Origin of the sequence: Pseudomaricurvus alkylphenolicus (assembly GCF_011683955.1) — a bacterium.
GTDB classification, from domain to species: Bacteria; Pseudomonadota; Gammaproteobacteria; order Pseudomonadales; family Cellvibrionaceae; genus Pseudomaricurvus; species Pseudomaricurvus alkylphenolicus.
In genome coordinates, this window is sequence record NZ_JAAQPI010000014.1 from 176,267 (window position 1) to 196,659 (window position 20,393).

Here is a 20,393-nt window from a genome sequence, read left to right on the forward strand (position 1 = left end):
GCTACCAAACGATAAACCCGGGCGTTTTATTTTTTTCCGCCTTCCTTATACCCCCTGCCACTTTCCAGCACTTGTACATCCTGCCAACTCAACCCTCCTGTCCTTGAAGTATTGTCACCAGCTTCTGTGGGTCAAAGCGCTTGCGAAAATCCACGTCCACATAGCGAAACGCCACTGTTCTATCCGGGCCAATTACATAGGTAGCCGGTAGCGGTAGTTCCACCCGCTCACTGCCGTGAAGTTGGGCGAGATCCAAACCCCAGTTTTCGAACATCTCCCGGTTTTGTTGGGACAGCGTGTAGTGAATACCAAAAGAGCGGGCGATACGGTTGTCGATATCCTTGATGTTGCAGTAAGCTGACAACTCTTGTCGCTCCGGCCCTGCTGATTTATCCCCCTCTCCCTCGGGCGAGATCGCAAGGTAAGTGACATTCAGCTTGGCGAGTTCCGGCAGCACCTGAGTGAAGGCGCGCAGCTCTGCACGACAAAAACCACACCAGGAACCACGGTAAAAATTGATCACCACTCGCCCCAGCTGCAACAACTGATACAGCGAGCTATCTTCTTCTGGCCTGGGAATTGCAAAATCGGGGACGGTTTCTCCCTCTTGCAGACTGCGCTCCAGGATTCCGCTCTTGCGCAATATCAACACCGTCTTTTGTAGAATCGCCAGTTCTGAGGCCTTGAATTGACTGCAAATGGTGCGATTTAACTCCGACAGCTGGGCATCAAACCCCATAGGCGACTTCTCCTGAGCCTTTTTATAACTTCTGTTTATAACCCTTGCAAAAGGTAAGCTCAATCTACGAATGACAGGTGCAAATGCCGACCATTGTTGCTGAATCAGTGTATCGCGTTCTTTTGACTACAATAATACCTGTAGCAGGAATAGTATTAATTCTCGGAGGGAATATATGAAGGCCATCACCCCGTTATTCGCTTACGGGCCTGATTACAGGAAGCAACCTCTATGGACCGTTTGACTGCCATGTCGATGTTTGTCCGGGTTGCCGAGGCCGGCAGTTTCTCTTCCGTGGCCAAGGAAATGGATACCACTCAGCCCACCATCAGCAAAAATATTGCGGAGCTGGAAAAGTCCCTGGGCGCCAAGTTGCTGAATCGCAGTACCCGGGCACTGCATTTAACCGAGGCCGGCGCCGACTACTACGAGCGCTGTATCAACATTTTAATGGATATCGATGAAGCCGAACAGAGTGTCGGACAACTGCAAAGCCAACCCAAGGGCACGGTGCGATTGGCGGCACCCGCCGCCTTTGGGCAGCTGCATGTGGTGCCGGCGCTGGCAGCGTTTTTTAAAAAATACCCGGATATCAAAGTCGAGCTGCTACTCAATGACCGCAACGTCGATCTTGTGCAGGAAGGTGTGGACCTGGCCCTGCGGATGGGCAAACTTAGTGACTCTTCCCTGATCGCTCGCCGCATCACCAAGAGCCCGGTGGTGACTGTGGCTTCACCAGTTTTTCTGACCACCTACGGGCAACCACAACATCCTCTGGAACTGAAGAATTACAGCTGCATTATCTTCACTGGTTATGGCAACGCCAATGAGCTGCATTTTTTCGAACAGGGCAATCAGATCACTGTGCATGTGGACGGCAACTTCCTTACCAATAGCAGCGACGCGGTACGCAAGGCGCTACTCACCGGTCACGGTATTAGCCCGGCACCGCGGTGGCTAGTGGGTGACGCCCTCAATGCCGGAGAGTTGATCGAAATTCTGCAACCGTATCAGCTGCCGCCACTGGCCATCAATGCTGTTTACCCGTCGGGCAGACACTTGCCGTCCAAGGCCCGCTGTTTGATTGATTATCTGGCCGAGCGATTCTCCTGCTGTAGCAACATTGGTTCAGCACCATAATGCAACCACTAAAACAACGGTGAAAAAACAGACGAAAATTCAATTGGTTTTGAGGAAAAGAGTGAATTTTGGGTACCTATATTGTTGAAGACCTCTTTATACGCGCGACTTGGATAACTACCTATCTTCCGTAAACGATCTTGAGGCCGAGGTCGGCGTAGATCTGCTCAGTGTCTTGGATCAAGTATCCAAGCAAGACATAGAATCACCTGTCCAGCCTAAGCATTGGAAGTAGCCGACCTTTTTCTTTTGGCCATAGAAAAAGCTGACGTCTGGCGCTACCACCGCTTTCAGCCATGAGCCGACGTTGCTGCATTTCTCTATTGATGGGTTTTCTTCTGGCAGCAACCGAACTAAAAGCAGTCATAGAGATGAAGTTACTCTATGAGCACTAGTGACGGGTGTCATTTCCTCTTCGGAAATTTAGTTCTTCTGTGCCAAAGGTCACATTGGTAAATTCCTCGCGTTCTAATATTCATATAACTGGTTGACAGGAGTTACTACAAATCCCGCCTAGCTGATGGAGGTAACTCGAAAATCGAGTATTTCTTTGAGCCTGATTAGCTAGACCGAAAAGGTGCCATCCGGATTCTCCCCCGCGAAGTCATCTATCTTGCTTTGCTCATGAATTACTTCAGGTAATGGAATCATGATGAAAAAGCGTTTGTTGTTCAATTTGTTCATGGGTAAATTTCTGGAACTCATCTAAATAACAGGAGTTAGCATGTCAAAATTGGCAATCGTTACAGGAGCCGCCGGAGGCATCGGTAGTGCTACAGTTCGTAGACTAGTATCAGATGGCTACAAAGTTGCCGCGCTCGACATTAATGAACAGAGTTTAGAAGAGGTAAAGGCGGAATCTCCAGCCAATATCGAAATCTATCCTGTAAATCTGACAGATGTAGAGTCCACCCGCGCTGTTGTGCAACGCATTGAAAGTGAAATGGGTCCTATTTACGCGTTGGCAAATGTCATTGGTTGGACTGCAACCTCGAAGTTCGTGGACGAAGCCCCTGAATACTGGGACAAAGTGATCGATATCAATTATAAATCAGTGTTGTATATTACCCATGCTGTAATTCCAGCGATGATAGAGCGGAAGGTTGGAAGAATCGTTACAGTAACCTCTGATGCCGGCAAAGTTGGAACGAGCGGCGAAGCGGTATATGGAGGTACAAAAGGCGCTTTGATAGCGTGGAGTAAATCTATTGCACGTGAACTAGCCAGGTACTCGATAAATGTTAACTGTACAGCTCCTGGACCTACCAATACACCTTTAGAGGCAGAGCAGGCAGCTCAGGATCCGGAAACCTTTAAGCGAAGACTAAAGGTGATACCATTCCGCCGATTGGCTGAGCCCGCTGAACAGGCAGCTATGATCTCTTTCCTTTGTTCGGACGATTCTGAATACATCACAGGACAAGTGTTCAGCGTAAGTGGTGGATTGACGATGTCATGAGCAAATTCACACAGATAAATAGGGATTACGAAAACCTCTCCCCGGGGGAAATTCGTGATTTGCAGTGGTCAAAATTGTCTGCCATTTTGCCAAAAATATGGGAAGAGAATCCATATTACAGGAAAAAATGGGAGGACGCTGGGATTAATTTGAGTAAGGTCAATTCTATAGAAGACTTTGCAGAAATAATGCCCATGGTCAACAAAGCTGACTTCATCCAAGACCAGGAAGAGAATAGCCCTTATGGATTAAGGCACGATGCAATCTTAAAAAGTGGAATAGGGCATGTTCCAATTACAACCAGTGGTACGTCAGGTCAGGGTGTTGAGCTCCATCTTCAGAGTCAGGAGGACGTCTCAAATCATGGTGCAGTCAATGAGTACTATTTTCGTTGGGCTGGATTGAAGCCAGGCGATTCAGTATTCCTGATGATGCATGTATCTCTACTTGCGGGTGGTCGATGTGAGTACCACGCGGCTCTGGATTACGGGCTTTCCGTTTACCCTGTTGCGATGTACGACACGCAAAAGAGAGTAGAGCTGATGCAGCGGTTCCGGCCGAAGGCCATATTGGCAACTACTTCCTACCTAGGATATCTTTCTGCCAAAGCGGGGGATGAACTTAAAGACGCTGGCGTAGAGAAACTACTTTGTGGCGCTGAAGCTGCAAGTCCAAAATGGTTTCACCGGTTGGAGAGTAATTACGGTGCAAGGGCGTTTGATCGATATGGCTTGTCACAAATGGCAACCGATCATATGTTTTCATGCGAATACGGAGTGGGTGATTTCGATACCCCAGGGGTGGTTCACAATATTGACCCGTATATTCTTCTTGAAGTAATTGATCCAGAAACCGGACAACATGTTTCTGATGGCGAGCGAGGAGAAATAGTTCTTACTAGCCTTTATCGTCAGATGGTTCCAATGATTCGTTGTAAAACCAATGACAGCGCAATATATAGAGCCCCTAGAAGCTGTAAGTGCGGCCGCCCCTTTTCGGGGATTCAAATTGGAAGTGTTCAGAGAATAGATGAAGTCAAGAAAGTAAAGGGAATCAATATCTGGACTCAGGCGATGGATGAAGCCATGTTCAGTTTCTCAGAGGTGCATGACTATCAGGTTACATTAATGAGTGACGAGTCGTCTGCCGACGTCGCAGTTGTTGCTTTCGTGCCCACTGTGGATCTAGCAGAAAACGAATCTAAGGAATTGGCGGATCGAATTATACGACATCTACGGCAACGCATTGGAATTGGCTTCCAAGTTAAGTTGGCTGAGGGTGAATTTGAGAGAAGCGCTAGTCAAAAAAGCCGCCGCTGGATTGAGAAGCGTGATCATGTTATTCAGAGCGCTAGTATCGCGAAGTGATGCTAGAGAAAATATAGGTTAAATGATATGTCAAAACCAATCGATATTTTAGGGCACCTGTTCACGCCAGAAGCCATCAAAACACACTTTATTGATGATCCTGAAGAGTCTGAAGTTTTTGAAAACGTAGGGCGTCTGGATTCACTTCGTGGATACACAGTTGAGGAGTTCCGTTCTTACGCAGAAGAAACCGGACTTGGCAAGGTACATGTAGCGGCTTTTTATGGATGGAGTTTCCGAGAACAGCGGCCGTACCTGAGGGTCACTCCTGAGGAAGTATATGAAATTTCCAGGCAATTACCTGGTCAAGTTCACGGGTTGTTTGGTGTAAATCCTTTTGATGCACTTAAAGGTGTAAAGCACCTCGAAAAAGCTGTAAAAGAGTACGGCTTTGTAGGTATTCACGTGCACCCTCACGGTTTCGATCTGGGTCCTGATGATGCTTATTATTATCCCTATTATGCCAAGTGTGTCGAGCTCGGCATTCCGGCTATGTTCTCTATGGGGCATACTTTGGATTATATGCCAATCGAGAACGGACGACCTGCACGCCTGGACAAGATAGCACTCTACTTTCCTGAACTGAAAATAGTCTGTACCCATACTGGATGGCCTTGGGTAGAGGAAGCGATCGCCTTGGCGTCTAAACACCCTAATGTATATCTCGGTACATCTGCTTACGCGCCCAAACATTGGAAGCCTGAGATGGTAAAGTTTATTAACTCTTGGGGACAAGATAAAGTCCTATGGGGATCTGACTTTCCTTTATTGAAGCACCCAGAAGCGCTCGCACAACTGGATGCTTTGGATCTGCGAGAGGGACCCAAGAGAAAACTCCTGTGGGAAAATGCGATGAAGGTATTCCCCTATGAGCGTTGATACCATTCTTGATGACTCTGATATTCGCCTGACATTGGATCAGAATGTCGCGGAATTAACAATTAATCGCGACCGACGTCGAAATAGCTTGGACAACCCTGCGCTTGAAGCGATGATAGGTGCTATTGAGCACCTATCTGCCTTGAATGTACCCGTTTGCATTGTCGCATCAGAAGGCACACGAGCTTTCTGTGCGGGTTCTGATCTCAAAGCACTGGTCGACTATAATATACGTGATAAGGTACGTCACACGAGCTTATTCCAGAAAGCTATGATGGCAGTGGATGAAGCTCCATTTGCAACTATAGCTGCGATAGAGGGATTTTGTTTGGGAGGAGGCTTAGAGCTTGCGTTAGGTTGTGATTTGAGAATCGCAAGTGATGAGGCGACCTTTGGTTTTCCAGAAATCACAGTGGGGGCGCTGCCCACCGGTGGAGGTACTCTGCGAGCGCCCCGTGCAATCGGAATGGCCCGAGCTAGAGAAATGTTGGTTTTCGCGGAACCGGTGGATGCACCAACTGCTCGTGATATCGGCCTTATTAGCAAGACTTGTAGCCCGGGTACAGCTCGGTCGACTGCAAGAGAGATTGCCAAAGACTATGCCAATCGAGTTAGCAGCCGATCTGTTGCCTTGTTGAAAGGCCTTCTCCACAATGGTTATGCTACTCCCGAGCGAACGACGGCAGCGATGGCGGCGCTATCTGACCAAATCCTACTTGAATCAGAAGAGTCAAAAGAGAAAATGGGATCGGCGTTAACATAAGGTTAATTGATAAGTCTCACTGAGGTGTACAAGATATGACGCGAAAATTTGGAAAAAAGGATGCATTGATTATTGTCGATCTTCAGAATGATTTTTGTGAAGACGGAGTTTTTGCTCTAAAGGGTGGCAGTGCGATAGTTGAACCTATCAACAACGCAGCAAAGCAGTTCGAAAATGTGATCCTGACACAGGATTGGCATCCAAGTGGACATTCGTCATTCGCTTCCTCTTATCAAGACAAGGAGGACTTTTCATATGTCGAAATGTCTTACGGAACGCAACCGCTTTGGCCAGAGCATTGTGTGATGGGCACGTGGGGTGCAGACTTTCATCCGGATCTGGACACAACCGTTGCTCAGATGATTATTCGGAAGGGATTCCGCCCGGAAATAGATTCTTATTCAGCGTTCTTCGAGAACGATCGGAAAACAACCACGGGCTTGTCGGCTTGCCTGAAGGAGAAAGGAATTACACGGCTGTTTTTCTGTGGGATAGCAACCGATTTCTGCGTAGCGTGGTCTGCATTGGACTCCATCGCATTGGGGTTCGAAACCATTCTCTTTGAGGACCTTTCCATTGGAATTGATTTGGATGGTTCCTTGGATGAGAAGAGGAGCAAAATGAAAGAACAAGGTGTCGCAATCGAGAAGTATTCAAACTTCTCATAAGAGAAGATATAAATCTAACCAGTAATACTGTTCGGGGTAGGAGAAATCGGCTGCATTTTCCTATTCCCGACCGTCATGACATATTCTTTGTCGGACCGAATCCCAATTCCTTTCTATAATCTACATTTTGACATTCCAGTGAATGGAAATAGCCTTCCTGAGTTCTCATAAAAAATTCAATACATGATGCAAAGTTATACGTCCATGATGACAAAGAATTGGTCATAACTTTCTTATATGAGTATCTTTTATCGGGCGTACTACACTGAACCAAAAGTCAGGCAGTAAGTGAGCCATAACAAGAGCAACTCATTAAAAATGCCGAAGGAGGAGTATAGATGACATCCACCGAATTAAGAGCGGACAATCGAGATTCGTACTGGCCAGATGATTGGGGGCTATTGTTGTCAGCTTTCGCCACGGCTTACGGAATAGGTCTACTATCTCTACTGGCACTGCCGTTCCTGATTGGGTCAGCAATGGCTACATTATCGTTGAACGCGGCACAGGCGGGTATGCTGAGTACCTTAGAGTTTGTTGGTATTACAGTTTCCTCCCTGACAATAGCTCCGAAGATGGACACCATTAATCGAAGAATAGTTGCATATTCAGGGGTTCTTATTGCTCTGACCGCCAACATATTATCCGCCCTGGTAGATTCATATGAAATGTTAACCATGTTGAGGCCGCTGGCAGGTATAGGTGCTGGCTTGGCAATGGCCTGTGGTAATGCGACGGTGTCCAATTCCAAAAATCCCGAACGCTTTGCCGGACAAATGTCAGTACTTTGTGTGGGTATGGTGATTCTGGTGGCGTTGATTTTTCCCCGTTTGAGTGCCAACTGGGGGCTATCAGGAATTTATACGGGTATGGTTGTGACTATTATATTAATGGCTTTTCTTATGCGTCGCTTGCCTGCCAATGCTGGGTATAACGGGAGGCAATATGTGACTGATGTTGGTGTCTCCGAAGGTAGTTCGAAGTTGCCCGCACTTTTTGTTCTTGCTGCATTCATCGCATTCTCATTACGCGATACTATGGCTTGGACATTCGTTGAGCGTATAGGGACTGAGGTTGGTTATAGTAGCATAGAAGTAGGTAATCTTTTGTCAATGCAAGCTATCATTGGAATGATAGGCCCTTTGATAGCCTCTATTGTTGGTGCCAGATATGGACTCAAAGCTCCGGTATCAATTGGTGTATTCCTAAGTGGTGTAGTTACCTATGTTGTTAGCCAATCTTCAGGTTCTCAATTGACCTATACGGTTGCTGTCATGTGTTGGGCTGGTACGTATTTCTTTACCTTGCCTTACCTGACAGCGCTGGCTGCAGAGATTGATGTGAAAGGCCGTGTGGTTGCGGCGTCTGGGAGCGCGCTAATGATGGGTATCGCCATCGGGCCTGCAATTGGAGGTGAACTGATAGTCGCAGCTAATGGCTATGACCTTGTGGGGTTGGCAACAATTATATGTGTGATTATGACTTACCTATGTGTTCTGGTGCCTCTAGTGTCGCTTTATAAAAAACAAAGCTACCAGCTTACGACGATCAATGACTAGGATGCTTAGCTTGTATAAGAAAGTTAAAGTCCATTGGCCGGGGTCTCACCCTTCAATGCCTATTATGGCGTCAGTATTAGTCACTTTCTTTGTCCTGTTTACAATTGTAAACGGTGGGCTGGCGAATGAATTGTATTTAGGAATCAAAGTCTGGATCGAATCAAAATTGGGATGGTTTTATATATTATTCGTCAACATAGCATTGCTATTTTGCCTGTGGCCATTAATGGGGCGCGTCGGCAATATTCGGCTCGGAGGGAAAGATGCCAAACCGGACTTTTCTCGTTTTACATGGTTCTCCATGTTATTTAGTGCTTCAATCGGCATTGGGCTGATGTTCTGGAGTATTGCTGAGCCCATCTACCATTTTCAAGACAATCCGTTTATGGAGTTAGAGGGAGTTACCTCTAACACTATGGGAGCGGCACAGTTGGGGCTGAGGCTAACATTCTTTCACTGGGGGGTTCATGGTTGGGCTATATTTGCTCTGACAGGGTTAAGTTTGGCCTATTTTTCTTACAACAAAGGATTGCCTCTTGCCATTCGATCAACTCTATACCCTCTACTCGGTGAACGAATTTATGGACCGTTTGGAAATTCAGTCGACCTACTAGCGGTATTCGGTACAGTATTTGGTGTCGCTACTTCTTTTGGTTTGGGCGTTTCGCAAATGAATACTGGGTTTAGTTATTTGTTTGATATAGAGATCTCAGTATTTAACCAGGTGCTGATAATTGCGTCTGTGACAACAATTGCAACACTTTCCACTGCTTCTGGTGTTGAAAAGGGTATGCGGTTTATCAGTGAATGGAATATAAAGTTGAGTGCTGTTTTACTTGTATTTTTTCTTATCACTGGACCCACGTTATTCTTACTTGATTTATATAAGAGTAGTGTTGGTGATTACCTGGCTCATGTTATTCAGCTGGGTTTCTGGATTGATCCACGTGAAAGTCCCAACTGGCAGGGGGCGTGGACTATCTTCTATTGGGGATGGTGGATTTCTTGGTCACCTTTTGTTGGAATATTCATAGCTCGTATTTCCAGGGGAAGAACGATCAGAGAGTTTCTCGTAGGTGTGATAATAGTTCCTTGCTTTCTCACATTCTTCTGGATCTGCGTCTTTGGCGGTACTGGAATTCATATGGAGATATTTGGTGAAGGCGGAATTGAGGATGTGATAAACACAGATTTAACAATGGCGCTATATCGTACTATTGAATTATTGAACGTTGATCAGTTGACATGGATAGTTTCCGCTCTGGCTACGTTTCTTATTTTGACTTGGTTCGTCACGTCTGCAGATTCAGGTACGCTAGTCGTGTGCACTTTGTTGTCAATGGGGGATAGGCATCCAACTCAACGGTCTCGCGTATTCTGGGGAATAAGTATCGGTCTAGTTGCAGCGGCATTGCTCCTTGCTGGGGGACTCGAAGCATTGAAAAGTGTATCCACAATAGTAGCACTTCCCTTTTCAATGGTGTTGTTACTTATGGCGGTAAGTCTCGCAAAGAGCCTAAAGAAAGATGAGTTGTAAGTCGGAAAATAGCGAAAATATATAACCAACTAGAATAGTGTCACACATCAATTTGATAAATTCAGGAGAATGTAATGTTCAAAGCAATTAAAGTGGATAAAGGTAACAGTGGCTACACGGCGACCTTAGAAGAAATAGATGAAAAAATGCTCCCTGAAGGGGAAGTAACTGTGTCTGTCGAGTACTCTACACTCAACTATAAAGACGCTTTAGCGATCACTGGAAAGAGCCCGGTGGTACGAAGCTTTCCTATGGTACCGGGCATTGATTTTTCTGGGACAGTAGTCTCTAGTAGAGATTCGAAGTTTTCAGAGGGCGATCGCGTATTATTGAACGGCTGGGGAGTCGGTGAAAACCATTGGGGAGGACTTTCCCAACGCGCAAGGGTTAAAGCTGATTGGCTGTTGCCATTACCAGAGGAACTTTCCACTGAGGATGCTATGGGGTTGGGTACAGCGGGTTATACTGCGATGCTTTGTGTGAAAGCGCTGGCGGAACATGGAGTCAGGCCCGAGCATGGTGACATACTGGTGACAGGAGCTGCTGGTGGCGTGGGTAGTGTAGCGCTATATCTGTTAGCAAAGCGAGGATATAGAGTGGTAGCGTCGACTGGTCGCTCCGCAGACAGTGAATATTTAACAGAGTTGGGTGCCAGTGAGATAATTGATCGAGAGGAACTTAACAAACCAGGCAAGCCTCTCGGTAAAGAGCGTTGGGTTGGTGCGGTTGATGTAGTTGGCAGCCATACTTTGGCAAATATCTGTGCCTCTACAAAGTACGGTGGTGTGGTCACCGCGTGTGGACTGGCCCAAGGGATGGAGCTACCCGCCTCGGTGGCCCCTTTCATCCTGCGAGGAGTTTCACTGGTGGGAATAGACAGCGTTTATTGCCCATTGGAAAAACGGAAAGCTGCTTGGGCTGACCTCGCAAAAGAGCTGGACGTAGTGCGTTTGCAGAGTGTAACAGAAACAATTGGGTTGTCTGAGACAGTTTCTAAAGCTCAGGCATTGCTCGATGGGAAAATAAGAGGGCGACTTGTAGTGGATGTTAACCGATAAGATAATGCATTGAGTAATTAACGGCGTCCCGATTGAATCCACTTCTTATGTCAGAAGCTGGATTCAATGGTTTATCAATAACGGCTCATAAAGATGCGAGTTGCCAAATTGTGACTGTGGTTTACGTTGGTATAGGTAGCAACCTTAATAGAGAAAGTAATATTAAAACTGCGAAAACTCATATTGAAGATAACTTCGAAGTCACCAATTTGTCCTCAGTATATGAAAGCGAAGCAGAAGGTTTCAGTGGGAACAGGTTCCTAAATATCGTTGTGGAGATCAATACAAATCTTGATAAAAAGGATCTCATAAGTCGACTAAGGAAAATAGAGTTCGATTGTGGTCGTAAAGAAAGTGATCGCAAGTATGCAAACAGAAGTATAGATATTGATTTGTTGACTTACGGTGACCAAGTCGATGCTTCGGGTGGAGTATGTATTCCTCGTAAGGATATACTCAGATACGCCTTTGTATTAGCTCCCCTTGCTGAAGTTGCTCCGAACGGCATTCATCCGGTAACTATGGATACCTATGATCGCCTATGGAGTAAGAATCGAGCACGTATGCAGTCAACGTGGATTATCGATTTTAATTGGGGATGAATAACACACAAAGCTCATTATGAATTCTTCCGTATTAGTTTAGCTTGCGAGAGAATCCAGTTTGAAAAAGCTTCGGCACTAGCTCCTAAATTATCCGGATCTGGAAGAAACAGACTGTAATCAAGGGGAATCTCGTGATTCTCACCCATTGGCGCCGTTAACAATCCAGCATCAAGATAATTCTGGAAAAATAGCGGCGGTGCAAGCATGACGGCTTGGCCACCGAGTGCAGAATCTATCAATACGAGGGGATCATCAAATATAGGTCCGTCTCTTACTGTCTCAGATTGTAGCCCTGCGATGTCATACCACTTCCGCCACCATCGATGGTCTATTTCGTGAGCAATTGGCAAGTCAAGAATATCTTTGGGCTGTAGTGGCAGTTGCAGTTCAGAAACGAGGGTAGGATTGCACATTGGTACCATATTAGCTGTAAACAGGTAATTCTTGGACCAGCCTGGCAGGTTTTGCTCCACATAGGAGATAATCGCAGTATTTTCAGGGCTAGCTGAGACATCGGATAACTCCAAGCGGGCCTGTGTATGCTTAAGCTTTAGATTTATATTTGGGTGTGCGGTTGAGAACTCAGGCAAACGTGGAACTAGCCAGCGACTTGAAAAGAATGGCGTGACCATAAGCTCCAAATTACGGAAACTGGTGCTTGGATTAAGTTGCTCTGTGGCATGGGCAATCTTTGAGAACGCTACGGATACTTCGCTGAAATAGAATTCGCCCTGCTCTGTCAAGGACAGCTTCCTAGGTCGACGCAGAAAAAGCTCATATCCTATTTCTTCTTCAAGCATCTTTATGCGGTGGCTGATCGCTGATTGGGTAACACAAAGCTCGTCGGCTGCCTTTGTAAAGCTCATGTGCCGTGCTGCTGCTTCGAAATATCGAAGGCTTCGCAATGATGGCAGATTGCTCATAGGTAATTCCTAACCAGTTTGGCATGACCTCAAGTAATGATAGTGTGTCATGCTGGTAATTTCCATGATTTTATGACTCAGCTTTTTTAGTCAACTGCGGCATATATTGAAGGTAGCTTATGCATATTATGCATATCTAAGATATCTCAAACGACTACCAAGATCAGTGCTAGGTAACAACCTCAGAAACTCCTGCCTGATGCATAAAGCCTGATAATGAAGGCATGACAATAAAGCATTCGATACACGGAATTTTTATGCGTAGCATGGAAACTGAAAACAACATAAATAGTTATGTAAAAACCTGAGGAAAGACATCAATGAAAATACCAAGTAACCTAAATCTGGGTATCTTTCTGTTACCCGTAGCCACCTCTATCGCTTGGCCGTTAACCACTATTGCGGATGGAGGGTTGCTAGAAGAAGTAATAGTTACGGCTCAAAAACGAGAGGAGAGTATTCAAGATGTCGGTGTAGCGGTTACTGCTTTTAATGGCGACGCTCTTCGAAGCCTAGGCTGGTCAAATAGTGAGGATGTCGCCGCCCAAACTCCTGGTTTAGTGGCAACCTCCTTTAGTGGAGATTCGTCTGTTTCTTTGTTTAGTCTGAGAGGTGTAGGCCAAAATGATTTCGCCGACCATCAGGAAGCCCCAACCGCAGTGTATGTTGACGGAGTCTATGTCGCAGCTACTGGTGCGGCTGGTGTTCAAATGTTTGACACGGAAAGGGTAGAGGTACTTAAAGGACCACAGGGAACGCTGTTCGGTCGCAATGCGACGGGTGGGCTTATTCATATTGTTTCGCGTCAACCGACAGATGAATTCGAGGGGTATTTGGATGCTACGATTGGTTCCTATGGACAGATTCGTCTGGAAGGGGTCGTCAGTGGTGCGATATCGGAAAATGTATATGGACGTTTATCAGTAGTAAATGAAGAGGCTGACGGTTACTTCAGAAACACTATCGGCGATGATATCAGAGAGAAAGATTTTACCAATGTCCGCGCACAGGTTGATTACAAGCCGACGGATAATACTAGTGTAGACTTGACTCTATGGAGTGCAGTCACAGACGATGTCACAGGTGGTGCATATGACATGCGCCCATCGGTGTCTGCAATTGGCGACGTACCCTTTGATTGGAGTGGTAATCCTGATAATTCCAAGCCAAACGAAGGGGCGGTATCAATCGTTGGGCATCTTGATAAAGAAGCGTATGGTACCGATTTAACAATAGTGTCAGAGTTCGACACCTTCACATTTTCGTCAATTACAAGTTATAGTGATTTAAAGAAAAGTTTCCTTGAGTCTGACCCCGTACCTAATCCAGCTTATACATACGCTACAACGCAAGATGCATCACAATTCTCACAGGAAATTCGATTTAACGGCGAGACAGATCGAACTCGCTGGCAGGCGGGGTTGTACTATTTATACTTGGATGGCGATTACTCTGGCGATGATCAGCTGAATACTTTTGGTGGCGCTACAATCAACAATTTTTCATTGAAGACTAAGTCTTGGTCTCTATTTGGACAAGGCGAGTACGATCTTACTGAAAGATTGACTTTCATACTCGGCCTGCGAGTAGTTACAGATGAAAAGGAATTTTCACTAAATTCTACTTGTCAACCTGTAGATGCACTCGAGGTCGGTGAAATCGAACCGACGTTCGGCCTTGCCAATGATTGTTCGATCTTTACTTCAGGCGATCCTGAAAACCCCCTAGTATTGGATGTGGTTGGTGATACACATTTAGACATGAAAGATACGGAGGTAGCAGCCAATATTAAGTTAAATTACAACCTTGGCGAGGATGTACTTCTGTTTGCGGGAGTTAGTCGAGGGGTAAAGGCAGGTGGGTTTACCGCTCCTGTTGATGGCTTTCTAACACCTGGTGAACTTGCTTATAAACCAGAGATATTAATGAGTTACGAGGTCGGAGTTAAGTCAACGTTGGCTGATGGTCGCGCCAGATTGAATGCGACAGCGTTTTATTACGATTACGACGATTATCAAGCATTTCTATTCCAGGGAACGACGGCTGCGGTTATTAACCGAGATGCCCAAATTGCCGGTGCAGAGGTTGAGCTAATTGCAAACCCTGCGGACGGATGGGAAGTCTCACTGGGCCTTTCAATCTTGGATGCGACAGTTGATGGCGAAGCGGCAGGAGATCAAGATATGATCACCGCCCCCGATCTCACCGCTAACTTCCTAGTCAGCAAAGAATGGCAACTAGACAACGATTCTCTAAAATTCCAGGTTGACGGATACTACGTTGATGAGCAGCAGTATAACAGCTTAAACAATGCACCATTTACTGTTGGGGATTCATACACACTGTGGAATGCACGATTAAGCTACATCCGAGATCAAGGTGACTGGGAAGTTTCATTGTTTGCAAAAAATCTGACTGACGAAGAAAATGTGGTTTATCAGTTTGATATGACAACCTTTACAGGAACAACCTATCTGGTGTACGGCCCCCCTCGGTGGTTGGGCGCTCAGGTCCGATATAACTGGTAATCAGTCAAGATTCACCAGTACTTTACTCAAGCAGCCAGAACGGCTGCTTGAGTCTTTTTGTATTTGATATTGGAGCTCGAAGGTGTCTAATTCTAAAAAATTCTCATCTGTAATGGATACTCTAAAGCTTGAATTTCTAGCGCCGGATTTATATATGGCAAGAGTTGATCCAGAAGAGGAGGGAAGGCTATACGGGGGCACAATAATAGCAAAATCCATTTTGGCGGCTCATGGCGATCTGTTAATCGATGATGCCTTTATGCACTCCATGCACGGTTATTTTTTACGGCCAGGACAACCGGATTTTCCTATTTTCTTCGAATTAATGCTAATTCGGAAAGGACGTAGTTTTGCTACGTACCAGATAACCGCGAAGCAGGACGGGAAGGAGATATTTCTGTTGGTGGCATCTTTTCAGGTAAGGGAATCTGGCCTGGAGTTTCAAAATGATATGCCGAAATACGTAGGTCCTCATGATCTTCCTGCGCTGGAAGAGTTTCGTAGAAATGCACGTCCCAAAAGATTCCTGCACTCGGAAATTGATATCCGACCGGTCAATAAGTACGATCTTTATCAAAACTCGGAGATCCGTGACTCGAAGGCGACATTCTGGGTGAAATCAAAGTTGCCCGTAAAAGAAGAGCCGGGTTCTCACGAGGCGTTTCTTGGTTTCGTTTCGGATATGTACTTGCTAGACATTAGTCTTATGCCTCATGGTCTCAATCATGAACTTAGTAATCTGAAAGTTGTAAGCCTGGATCACTCCATGTGGTTTCACAGAAGTTTTCGTACAGATGAATGGTTGCTAATTGAAGTTGAATCGATGATAACCGCCGGGGCTCGAGGTTTCAATCTGGGGAGGGTCTATAGGTCGGATGGTACTCTCGTTGCTTCTTTGGCGCAGGAGGGTTTGATTCGTGTTTTAGATGAAACTTGACTTCGATCAAAAAGATAAAGCAATAATAACTTGCCGCTGGAAGAAAATAGGGCCTGTATTGAAAACTGAATATCGAGGTGAGAAGCTGGAAAGAAACTTTGATTCGCCATGAGTTAAACCGACAACAAGTGCTGATGGATCGGATCGATAACTGAACGAAATACTTCTAGTTTAGCTAGGATATTTACCCTCTGAGTAACGGGATTTCGGTGATTGCAGTTAGTTTTATGAGATAGAGGTAGTCTATATGGAGAGTATGACAAGTTTCATTGAGAGAACTCTTGACGTAGAGCATCCTTGGTTTGTTAGTAACGTTAAAGTCAATAGCCGAACTGGAGCCTGGGCGGCAGAATTGCATTACGTTGGATTAGATGGTGAAAAAGCCTGTCCAAGCTGCCATTCTTATTCTACCTGTCAATCTCCAAATTATCAGAGAATTCGCTATTTCCTGGATAGCAGCCACGATAATGATTGCTCCGTTGATGTGCTGTTACCAGAATTTTTATGTGATTCTTGTGGTAGGAAATTTCAACTTGATGAGCTAGGGATGAATTTTCTGACTACATAAATGATCTATTCAGGGTTTGCAGCTATTGCTTGAAACTGTGCGTTATTATCTAGTCGATTTTTTCACTAGTTTAACCCATTACTCTGGCCTTCGAACGTATCCAATTTGAAAATGCCTGTGCACTGGCACCTAGTTTTTCTGCTTCTGGCAAAATCAGATAGTAATCAACAGATATACTGCGCTTTTCTCCCATCGGCTTTATCAACAAGCCAGCATCCAGGTAGTTTTGAAATAGTAATGGTGGTGCCAAAACCATTACCTGGCCGCTGAGTGCAGAGTCTATTAAAACCAATGGATTATCAAGAATGGGGCCTTCCCTAACTATTTCGGTGTCTAAGCCAGTTAAATCGTACCACTGGCGCCACAACCTATGATCGCACTCGTGTGCAATTGGTATGTCAAGTATATCTCGAGGTTGTAGAGGCTTGTTCTTTTGTGAGATTAACGAAGGATTGCACATAGGTACTAGGTCTGCTGAGAATAAGTACTCTTGAGTCCAGTTGGGCTGTGTGTGCTCCATGTAAGAGATGATTATCAAGTTCTCTGATGATCCAGATACATCCGAGTAATCAACACGCGCCTGAGTGTGTTTAAGGTTAAGCTTAATATTCGGATACGCAGAAGAGAAAGAGGGCAGTCTCGGAATCAGCCACCTGCTGGAAAAAAAAGGCGTCACCATAAGATCAAGCTGGCGCGAACCTGCTTTGGGGCTGAGTTGCTCAGTGGCATGGGCAATCTTGGAAAAAGCTATCGATATTTCGGAGTGATAGAACTCGCCTTGCTCTGTAAGCGACAGCTGACGCGGTCGCCGGACAAAGAGAGAATACCCGATCTCTGCTTCCAGTAACTTTATACGATGGCTTATTGCAGACTGTGTGACGTGAAGCTCATCTGCCGCTTTTGTAAAACTCATGTGACGTGCAGCTGCTTCAAAGTATCTAAGACTTCTTAGTGAAGGTATATTTCTCATGAAAAAATCCAAATTAAATCGAAACTTCTACAGATAATAGTAAATTGTCAAATGCGGATTTTCCATAACTTCTGACAATTAATTCATGTGCTGCTACTGATTAGAACAACTCATCTATCCATGATGATTAATCGCTTGTCCGAACGTAGGGCCAAGAAATAATATTTGTGTTGAATGAACTATTAGTTTGTTAATGGATTTCATCCAGGCCTTATTGTTTAACAAACGAAATACTAACCAATTTAAAATATTAGAAGAGTCGTTGCTTATGAAGTCACATGTTAAAGCAGTAGTAGTTGGCGGAGGAATTTTTGGTGTTAGCTCACTGTATCACCTTGCTAAGGAAGGGTGGGATGATATTGCGTTGATTGAAAAGGGAGAACTCACGTCCGGTACAACTTGGCATGCGGCGGGGTTATGTCCCCTTTTTACGGGTAATGAAAGTTTTGCTCACCTGCACCATTATGGTGTGAAATTGTATCAATCCCTTGAAGAAGAAACAGGAGTTCCCACTGGTTGGCATGGGTGTGGCGGCATTAGATTGGCACGAGATGAGAACGAGCTTAATTGGCACAAATATTTCGCGGATGTTGCTAATAGAGTTGGCTACGAAATGCGGATTCTTACACCTGAACAGATAAAAGAGCTCAACCCTCACGTTGAGTTACATGGGTGTGTGGGGGGGTCGTATTCGCCTGACGAGGGCCACGTAGATCCAAATATGGCAACGAATTCGTTGGCGGCGGGAGCACGCAAGCTAGGTGCTGAAATTTATCGAAATACATTCGTCAAAGGCTTCGAACAGTTAAGTTCCGGCGAATGGAAGGTAATGACAGACAAAGGAGATATTACATGTGAGCACTTGGTGCTCGCTACAGGATTCTTTAGTAAGCAGGTGGGCCGTTGGTTGGATCTGGATGTGCCGTTCGTCAACGTTGTCCATCAATATCTTGTAACAGAAGCAAGTCCGGTAACGGACCTAAGTGAGAAAGAATTACCAGTGCTCAGGGACCCTGCTTCTTGCTCGTATGTCCGCCAGGAACAAAAAGGGCTTTTAGGTGGCCCGTATGAGCCGGACAGCTTACAAACTATCTATGATGACAAAGATGTTGAATGGACATTTGATTTCGACCTGCTAGAACCCGACCTGGAACGGGTTGAGCCATGGTTGGAAAAAATGGTAGAGCGATTTCCTGCCTTCGGAGAAGTGGGCATTAAGAAGGTCATCTCCGGCTTCATTGCACACACCCCAGACTTGTCGCCAATTGTAGGCCCAGCTCCAGATCACAAAAATCTCTGGTTAGCCGGGGGCTCAGCGATTGGTATCTCTCAGGGCCCAGGCTGTGGCAAATACTTGGCTCAGTGGATGGTCCATGGTTCTGTAGAGAGGTGTGCCAACTTTCTTGATCCTCGTAGGTTTGGCTCGATTTACGATTCTGAGTGGGTTCGGGAGCGAACAGTAGAAGTAACCTGTGATATGTATAACCAGCACCCTCCGGGGTACACCTACAAGTCTGGGCGACCACTAATCAAAACGGATATTTATGACAATCAAAAGAACAAGGGGGCTGTGTTTGAAGATGTTTTAGGGTGGGAGCGCCCCAAATGGTTCAGCCGAGACGGAGAGGGAGAAAAGCCAAGTTGGTCGAAGAACAATTCATTCGAATCCGTTAAACAGGAATGTCTAGCTGTACGGAATAGTGCCGGATTAACCGACCTCAGCGCATTTTCTAAGTACATGGTTTCAGGTGAAGATGCTTCTGATTGGCTAAACGGAATTTTTGCCAACCGTATGCCTGAAAAAATCGGGGGCATGTGCCTAGCTCATATGCTTACTGATGACGGCTATTTCTTGGCAGAGATGACAATTACGAAATTGGAAGACAATCGTTTCATTCTGATTGGCCCAAGTTCGGCGCGATATCGTGATTTGGACCTTCTGTCGAAGTCTGCGCGTCATCATGATGGCGTCGAAGTTACCGATGTTACTACTTCTTATGGGTGTTTAGCGCTGTGTGGGCCCAATTCTCGTCAAATCCTCAGCCAGATCACAAATCACCCATTGGATAATGCTAGTTTCCCGTGGTTGAGTAGTAGAAACATTACGATCAAGGGGGTCCAGGTAATTGCCTTGAGGGTTTCCTATGCCGGTGAACTCGGGTGGGAGCTTCACATACCTATTGAAGGCATGGGCGCTGTCTACGACGCGTTGTACGAAGCAGGTGGCGACTTGGGGCTGCTTGATTTCGGTACCTATGCGCTGAACTCTCTGAGAATGGAAAAGGGCTATTGGGCTTACGGTACTGAGCTAACTGTGGAAATGACGCCTTTAGAGGCTGGTGTTAATCGGTTTATTGATCTCAATAAGCCCGATTTTGTTGGCAAGCGAGCTTTAGAGGAACGCAAAGCTAAAGGGGTAGAGCAGAAGCTCGTCTATATGGAAATAGATGTTGAACATTTGGACGTTATTGGTGGCGAGTCTATATACCAAGACGGAGAAGTGATCGGCGTGATTACTTCGGGAGCATACGCGCATTATTCCAAGAAGACCCTAGCGTTCGGTTATGTGCAAGTAAATGAATACAAAAGTGATCAGCCGATTCAAGTACGTATGCTCGGTGACAACTTCTCAGCGAGTATTCTTACAGGCCCAGTTTATGATCCATCAAATACTAAGCTTAAGAGTTGAGGAG

16 protein-coding genes are annotated in these 20,393 nt (G+C 45.6%); 13 read left to right on the plus strand and 3 right to left on the minus strand.

What is annotated here, in order from left to right:
* Window positions 1–88: 88 nt before the first annotated feature.
* Complete coding sequence (locus HBA55_RS28085; protein WP_166998332.1) at window positions 89–739, minus strand: peroxiredoxin-like family protein; 651 nt, start codon at window positions 737–739, stop codon at window positions 89–91.
* Between the two features lie 231 nt (window positions 740–970).
* Between HBA55_RS28085 and HBA55_RS28090 the strand changes: the two genes are divergently transcribed.
* The 10 genes from HBA55_RS28090 to folK all read left to right on the plus strand — a co-directional run bounded on the left by HBA55_RS28090 (window position 971) and on the right by folK (window position 11,771).
* Entirely contained in the window at window positions 971–1,879 is a 909-nt protein-coding gene (locus HBA55_RS28090; protein ID WP_166998334.1) for a LysR family transcriptional regulator, read from the plus strand.
* 724 nt (window positions 1,880–2,603) lie between these two features.
* Window positions 2,604–3,338 carry an SDR family NAD(P)-dependent oxidoreductase gene (locus HBA55_RS28095; protein ID WP_166998336.1) on the plus strand — a complete coding sequence of 245 codons (735 nt, stop codon included), beginning with the start codon at window positions 2,604–2,606 and terminating at the stop codon, window positions 3,336–3,338.
* A complete protein-coding gene (locus HBA55_RS28100) occupies window positions 3,335–4,705 on the plus strand; it encodes a phenylacetate--CoA ligase family protein (RefSeq protein WP_166998341.1) in 1,371 nt (456 codons plus the stop codon). The genes HBA55_RS28095 and HBA55_RS28100 overlap by 4 nt, the downstream gene beginning before the upstream one ends.
* 27 nt (window positions 4,706–4,732) lie before the next feature.
* Window positions 4,733–5,584, plus strand: coding sequence for an amidohydrolase family protein (locus HBA55_RS28105; RefSeq protein ID WP_166998343.1), 852 nt, complete (start codon window positions 4,733–4,735; stop codon window positions 5,582–5,584).
* Window positions 5,574–6,347, plus strand: a complete 774-nt coding sequence (locus HBA55_RS28110; RefSeq protein ID WP_166998345.1) for an enoyl-CoA hydratase/isomerase family protein — start codon at window positions 5,574–5,576, stop codon at window positions 6,345–6,347. Before HBA55_RS28105 ends, HBA55_RS28110 begins: the two co-directional genes overlap by 11 nt.
* Window positions 6,348–6,382: 35 nt before the next feature.
* Complete coding sequence (gene pncA / locus HBA55_RS28115; RefSeq protein WP_166998347.1) at window positions 6,383–7,015, plus strand: bifunctional nicotinamidase/pyrazinamidase; 633 nt, start codon at window positions 6,383–6,385, stop codon at window positions 7,013–7,015.
* Window positions 7,016–7,353: 338 nt separating this feature from the next.
* Entirely contained in the window at window positions 7,354–8,574 is a 1,221-nt protein-coding gene (locus tag HBA55_RS28120; RefSeq protein ID WP_166998349.1) for an MFS transporter, read from the plus strand.
* 10 nt (window positions 8,575–8,584) lie between these two features.
* Window positions 8,585–10,111 carry a BCCT family transporter gene (locus HBA55_RS28125; RefSeq protein ID WP_206020014.1) on the plus strand — a complete coding sequence of 509 codons (1,527 nt, stop codon included), beginning with the start codon at window positions 8,585–8,587 and terminating at the stop codon, window positions 10,109–10,111.
* A 74-nt stretch (window positions 10,112–10,185) separates the two neighbouring features.
* A complete protein-coding gene (gene acuI, locus HBA55_RS28130) occupies window positions 10,186–11,169 on the plus strand; it encodes an acrylyl-CoA reductase (NADPH) (RefSeq protein WP_166998353.1) in 984 nt (327 codons plus the stop codon).
* Between the two features lie 47 nt (window positions 11,170–11,216).
* On the plus strand, window positions 11,217–11,771 hold the full coding sequence (gene folK, locus HBA55_RS28135) for a 2-amino-4-hydroxy-6-hydroxymethyldihydropteridine diphosphokinase (RefSeq protein ID WP_166998356.1): 555 nt from the start codon (window positions 11,217–11,219) through the stop codon (window positions 11,769–11,771).
* A gap of 17 nt (window positions 11,772–11,788) precedes the next feature.
* Here the strand turns inward: folK and HBA55_RS28140 are convergent, their stop codons facing one another.
* The gene (locus HBA55_RS28140; protein WP_166998358.1) at window positions 11,789–12,697 is read right to left on the minus strand and encodes a LysR family transcriptional regulator; all 909 of its coding nucleotides are present in this window, start codon (window positions 12,695–12,697) and stop codon (window positions 11,789–11,791) included.
* Between the two features lie 320 nt (window positions 12,698–13,017).
* On the opposite strand from HBA55_RS28140, the gene HBA55_RS28145 reads away from it, so the two are divergent.
* The gene (locus tag HBA55_RS28145) at window positions 13,018–15,225 is read left to right on the plus strand and encodes a TonB-dependent receptor (RefSeq protein ID WP_166998360.1); all 2,208 of its coding nucleotides are present in this window, start codon (window positions 13,018–13,020) and stop codon (window positions 15,223–15,225) included.
* A gap of 82 nt (window positions 15,226–15,307) precedes the next feature.
* On the plus strand, window positions 15,308–16,162 hold the full coding sequence (locus tag HBA55_RS28150; RefSeq protein ID WP_166998362.1) for an acyl-CoA thioesterase domain-containing protein: 855 nt from the start codon (window positions 15,308–15,310) through the stop codon (window positions 16,160–16,162).
* A 638-nt stretch (window positions 16,163–16,800) separates the two neighbouring features.
* On the opposite strand, the gene HBA55_RS28155 is transcribed toward HBA55_RS28150, so the two are convergent.
* Window positions 16,801–17,700 (minus strand): LysR family transcriptional regulator, encoded by a 900-nt coding sequence (locus HBA55_RS28155; RefSeq protein ID WP_277345726.1) that lies wholly within the window; start codon window positions 17,698–17,700, stop codon window positions 16,801–16,803.
* Between the two features lie 268 nt (window positions 17,701–17,968).
* Here HBA55_RS28155 and HBA55_RS28160 point away from each other — a divergent pair, with 268 nt between their 5' ends.
* On the plus strand, window positions 17,969–20,389 hold the full coding sequence (locus HBA55_RS28160) for an FAD-dependent oxidoreductase (protein ID WP_166998366.1): 2,421 nt from the start codon (window positions 17,969–17,971) through the stop codon (window positions 20,387–20,389).
* Window positions 20,390–20,393 lie beyond the last annotated feature (4 nt).